The sequence below is a fragment of the Streptomyces niveiscabiei genome (assembly GCF_001419795.1).
GTDB lineage: Bacteria > Actinomycetota > Actinomycetes > Streptomycetales > Streptomycetaceae > Streptomyces > Streptomyces niveiscabiei.
Genome location: NZ_LIRL01001100.1, coordinates 1 through 4570 on the forward strand (window position 1 = coordinate 1; position 4570 = coordinate 4570).

Here is a 4570-nt window from a genome sequence, read left to right on the forward strand (position 1 = left end):
GGGATGCGGCGGACGGGGACGGTCGTGCCGTGCGCGGGGTACGGGTGGGGGCGGCCGAGGTCGACGGACCAGTCCCCGAGGAGGGTCGCGGCGGTGAACTCCAGTCCGTACGGCGCGAGCAGCCGCCCGAGCCAGTCGGCGCCGGGGTCCGGCCCCGGGCCGGCCGCGAGGAGCCGGTCGCGCAGCAGGGCGACGGTGTCCGTGCCCCAGACCAGCCTGCCGTGGGCGGCGCCGCAGAGCCGGGCGGCGACCGGCGCGGGGAACATGAGCATGTCCCACAGGACGAGGTCGGGCCGCCAGGCGCCGGTGAACGCGACGAGTTTCCGCAGCAGGCCGTGCCGTTCACCGAGGGGGACGTCCGGCGCGTACACCTCGGTGCACAGGAACCGCAGCGCCTCGTGGAAGCGGCCCCACTCACGGGGGTCGCCGGAGTCGGGGTCCAGGGCCAGGAAGCCGGACTCGTTGTGGGCGCCGGGGCGTACGGGCGAGATGTCGCCCTCGCCGCCGAGCGGTACGGCGGTGAGGCCCGCCCCCGCGATGTGCCGGGCCGCCTCGCGCTCCGGGCCCCAGTCGCCGGTGACCACGACCTCGTGTCCGGCGGCGCGCAGGGCCCAGGCGAGCGGGATCACCGCGTTGAGGTGCGCTTTCACGGGCAGGACCGCCAGGACGACGCGCATGCGGGGCTCCAGGGGACGCGTGAGGGGGTGTGGCCAGCCTTTCCCGGGCCGGGGCCGGTCGTACATCCGTATGGGCCGATCGAGTTCACATCGGGTTCCCGGCTACGGCACCTGGGTTAACCCGTGCGCTCCCGCGAGGCCCGCCGCGCCGAACGGACAACGGATGGGTGAGGTCGAGGAGAGGACCGGATGACCATGACTTCACTCACGCGGGTCGCCGTCGTAGGCGCCGGATTCCTGGGAAGCGCGCTCGCCTTCGGGGCCGTGGACCGGGGGTGGGACGCGACCGTGATCGGGCGTTCCGATCCGTACGCGCTGCGCGGGCGGGACCCGCTGCGGTTCGTGCGGGGTGACGGGGCGAAGGAGTTGCCGGCCGTCCTCGCCCGGGGCGCCGACGCGGTGGTGATCGCCGCCGGGGGCCGTTTCCCGGTCCCGTCGGCGGACGAGCCGGAGGCCGACGTGGTGGAGACCCTGTCGCTGGTCGTCAACGTCTGCGAGACGGTCCGCGCCCTCAGCCCGGCCACCCGTGTCGTGTTCCTCTCCTCGGCGGGCGGCGTCTACGCGCCCGGCCCCGGCCCGCGCACCGAGTCCCACCCCACCCTGCCCGTCTCCCCGTACGGCATGTCGCGCCTGGCGGCGGAGGAATACCTCGACTTCTACCGCCGGGTGCACGGCCTGCCGACGACCGCGCTGCGCTGTTCCAACGTGTACGGCCGTCTGCTGCCGGAATCTCGGGGGCAGGGCGTGGTATCGGCGGCGTTCCGCTGCGCGCTGACCGGGAAGGCGTTCACGCTGCACGGGACCGGTGCACAGCGCCGGGACTTCCTGCACCTGGACGACCTCGTCCAGGCCGTCCTCGAACTGCTCGCCCTGCGCGGGGAATTGCCGGGGACCGTCAACATCGGCTCCGGCGTGGGGTGTTCGGTCGCCGAGGTGATCGGCCTGGTGTCCGCCGCGACGGAGCGGCACATCCCCGTCGAGGCGGGGCCGAGCGCGGGGACCGACACCGGCGATCTGATCGTGGACGCGTCGCTGCTGCGCTCCCTCGTGGACTTCCGGCCCTTGTCCCCGGCCGCCGGATTCGCCCTCATGGCACGGGAGTTGACATGTCGGTTCTGATCAGCGGCGCCCACGACTTCCTGTCCTCGGTGCGGACGGCCGAGAGCCCGCTGACGCCGGACCCGGAAGCCTTCCTGCGCGAGCGCGCCGCCGCGTCCGCGTTCCGGGTGGAGCGGGTCCCGCTGGACTCCCTCACGAACTGGCGCCTCGGCCATCGACTGGGCCATGTCTCGGGCCGGTTCTTCACCGTCGAGGGGCTGTCGGTGCGCACGACCTTCGGGACGACGCCCCAGTGGTGCCAGCCGGTCATCGTGCAGCCCGACATCGGCATCCTCGGCATCCTGGTCAAGCGCATCGACGGCGTCCACCACTTCCTGATGCAGGCCAAGATGGAGCCCGGCAACACGGCGCTGGTCCAGTACTCCGCGACCGTGCAGGCGACGCCCAGCAACTACGAGCGCGTGCACGGCGGGAAGGCCACGCCCTACCTGGACTACTTCCTGCGCCCCGGCTCGCGTGCCGTCGTCTTCGACCAGCTCCTGTCCGAGCACTCCTCCTGGTACCTCTACAAGAGGAACCGCAACATGATCGTGGAGATCCCGGAGCACGAAGAGGTCCCGGTCGGCGAGGAGTTCACGTGGCTGACGCTCGGGCAGCTGCGCCGGATGCTCGCGCTGGGCGACCGGGTGAACATGAACGCGCGCACCGTGCTCTCCGCGATCACCTACGCCGGGACGCCGGACACGGACGTCGTCCGGTCCCATCAGCGGCAGACCTCGGACGCCGACGTCGCGGCGGCGATGACCTGGCTCATCGACCAGAAGGCGCGGTTCGACCTGGACGTGCGGCGCGTCAGCCTGCGGGACCTGCCGGGCTGGATCTGCGACGGGCACAGCGTCCGGCACGAGGAGGGGCGGTACTTCCAGATCGTCGGCCTGTCCGTCGGGGCGACCAGCCGCGAGGTGACCTCGTGGACGCAGCCGATGCTGCGGCCTAACCCCGGCAACGTCGCCGCGTTCGTCTGCCAACTCCGCGACGGCACCCTCCAGTTCCTCGTCCAGGCGATGGCCCAGCCGGGTGCCACGGACCGGGTGGAGCTGGCCCCGACGGTCCAGCTGACGCCGGGCACGTACCGGGGGCTGGAGGATCTGCCGCCGCTGGCCGACCTGTTGGACCGCGATCCGTCGTGGACGGTCCTCGACAGCATCCAGTCCGAGGACGGGGGGCGCTTCCAGAACGCCGACACACGGCACCTCGTCGTCCGGGTCCCGGACGATCTGACGGTCGAGGCGCCACCCAACTACCGGTGGATGACGCTGGGGTTGCTCAACCGGCTGATGCGGATGGGGTACTACGTCAATGTGGAGACGCGGAGCCTGATGGCCTGCCTGCTGTGAGGGTCTCGGCCAACTCGCTCGCCCGGAAAGCCGCGTTGTCGTGGATGCCGATGACGTAGCCGTCGATGTCCCGGAAGTAGAAGACGCGTTGGCCCACGTCGTCCGTCAACGGCCCTTTGAGAATCCGCGTCTTGCGGGCGACGCGGTCGTGGAAGGCGTCGAAGTCGTCGACGGTCAGGTAGAGCATTCCGGCGAGGCCGATGGGGGTGTCGGCGAGCGGGGGGAGCCACTCCTTGAGGTCGGCGTTGCTGTAGAGGAGCCCGCAGAACTCGCCCTGGTGCAGGAGGAGATGGACGTCGTCGCCGGGGCGGGCGATCGTGGAGTCGGTCTGGAAGCCGAGGGATTCGTAGAAGGCGATGCTGGCGGCGGTGTCCCGGACGCTGATGCATGTCGTGAACGGCATGAGGCTGGCTCCTAAGGCTCTTCGGGACGAGGCTGCTCGGCAGCAGGGCGAGGCTGCTCGACTGGACGGAACTGCTCTGTGGGGTCGAACTGCTCAGGCGGGTAGAACTGCTCGGCCGGGTAGAACTGCTCGGCCCACTTGCGGTACTTGCCGATCGGCCCGTCCCCGGCCGCCAGGCGTGGTCGGGGCTGGTACGCCTGGTACTGCCACACCGGCAGGTCCGGGAGGCTGCCGGTGGCGTGGACGGCGTAGAAGACCTCCCGCAGGAGGCGCGCGCCCAGGGTGCCCAGCGGGCCGTCCGAGCCGGTCGTCGCCGTCGCCGCGAACTGGAACCGGGTCCGCCAGGGGCCGATGGGGGTGGGCAGGGCGAAGAACCGGGTGCGGGCGGCGCCGACAGGCAGGGCGCATTCGATGACGGTCAGGCCGAGGCCGTGCACGGCGAACGTGTACTCCGTCTCGACCCGTCCGATGCGCGGGAGCGTGCTGACGACCTGGAATCCGCCCGTGCAGCTGGGCCCGTCGAACACCGCGTCGGGCTTTCTCGCGAGGGTCGCGCCGTGGAGCTGTTCCAGGTGGCCGAAGTCGATGACGTTCTCGGTCATCTGCTGCGGGTGGCTCGCGACCTCGTACGTCGTCCCGCGCGGGCGCTGCCAGCCGGCGGTCGGGATCGCCGGGGGCTCCCAGGAGGGGGGTTCCTGGCCGTGCCACACCAGGACGAGGCCGCCGCTCTCGCGCACGTGCAGCGTACCGAGCATGGCGCGGGGTGCGGGGCGTCCGTACGCGGTGCGCAGGCAGGGGCCGTCGAGGCTGAACGTGAACCGGTGGAATCCGCAGGTGATCTCGTCGCCGGAGACCTCGCCCAGGACGCCCAGGTGTGCGCCGAGGTGGGGGCAGTGCGGGTGCAAGGCGCGCAGGACGCCGCTCGCGCCTCGGGCGAGGACGACGTCCGTGTCCGCGAGGCGGCGGGTGAGGAGGGCGCCGGGGCGGATCTCGTGACTGAGGGCGAGGCAGAACCAGCCGGTGGGGTGGGGAAG

At 71.9% G+C, this 4570-nt stretch carries 5 protein-coding genes; 2 read left to right on the forward strand and 3 right to left on the reverse strand.

Annotated features, from left to right (window positions below):
• The coding region (locus tag AOK24_RS40475; protein WP_478078788.1) for a glycosyltransferase family protein at positions 1 to 677 on the reverse strand (677 nt) is incomplete at its 3' end.
• 189 nt (positions 678 to 866) lie between these two features.
• Here AOK24_RS40475 and AOK24_RS40480 point away from each other — a divergent pair.
• Complete coding sequence (locus tag AOK24_RS40480) at positions 867 to 1796, forward strand: NAD-dependent epimerase/dehydratase family protein (protein WP_055724902.1); 930 nt, start codon at positions 867 to 869, stop codon at positions 1794 to 1796.
• Positions 1784 to 3133: an NDP-hexose 2,3-dehydratase family protein gene (locus AOK24_RS40485; protein WP_055724903.1), complete on the forward strand. Its 1350-nt coding sequence runs from the start codon at positions 1784 to 1786 to the stop codon at positions 3131 to 3133. Before AOK24_RS40480 ends, AOK24_RS40485 begins: the two co-directional genes overlap by 13 nt.
• On the opposite strand, the gene AOK24_RS40490 is transcribed toward AOK24_RS40485, so the two are convergent.
• A complete protein-coding gene (locus AOK24_RS40490) occupies positions 3093 to 3536 on the reverse strand; it encodes a VOC family protein (RefSeq protein WP_055724904.1) in 444 nt (147 codons plus the stop codon). The two genes, AOK24_RS40485 and AOK24_RS40490, sit on opposite strands and share 41 nt — an antisense overlap.
• 11 nt (positions 3537 to 3547) lie before the next feature.
• A partial coding sequence (locus AOK24_RS40495; RefSeq protein ID WP_055724905.1) for an aromatic ring-hydroxylating oxygenase subunit alpha occupies positions 3548 to 4570 on the reverse strand: 1023 nt, incomplete at its 5' end.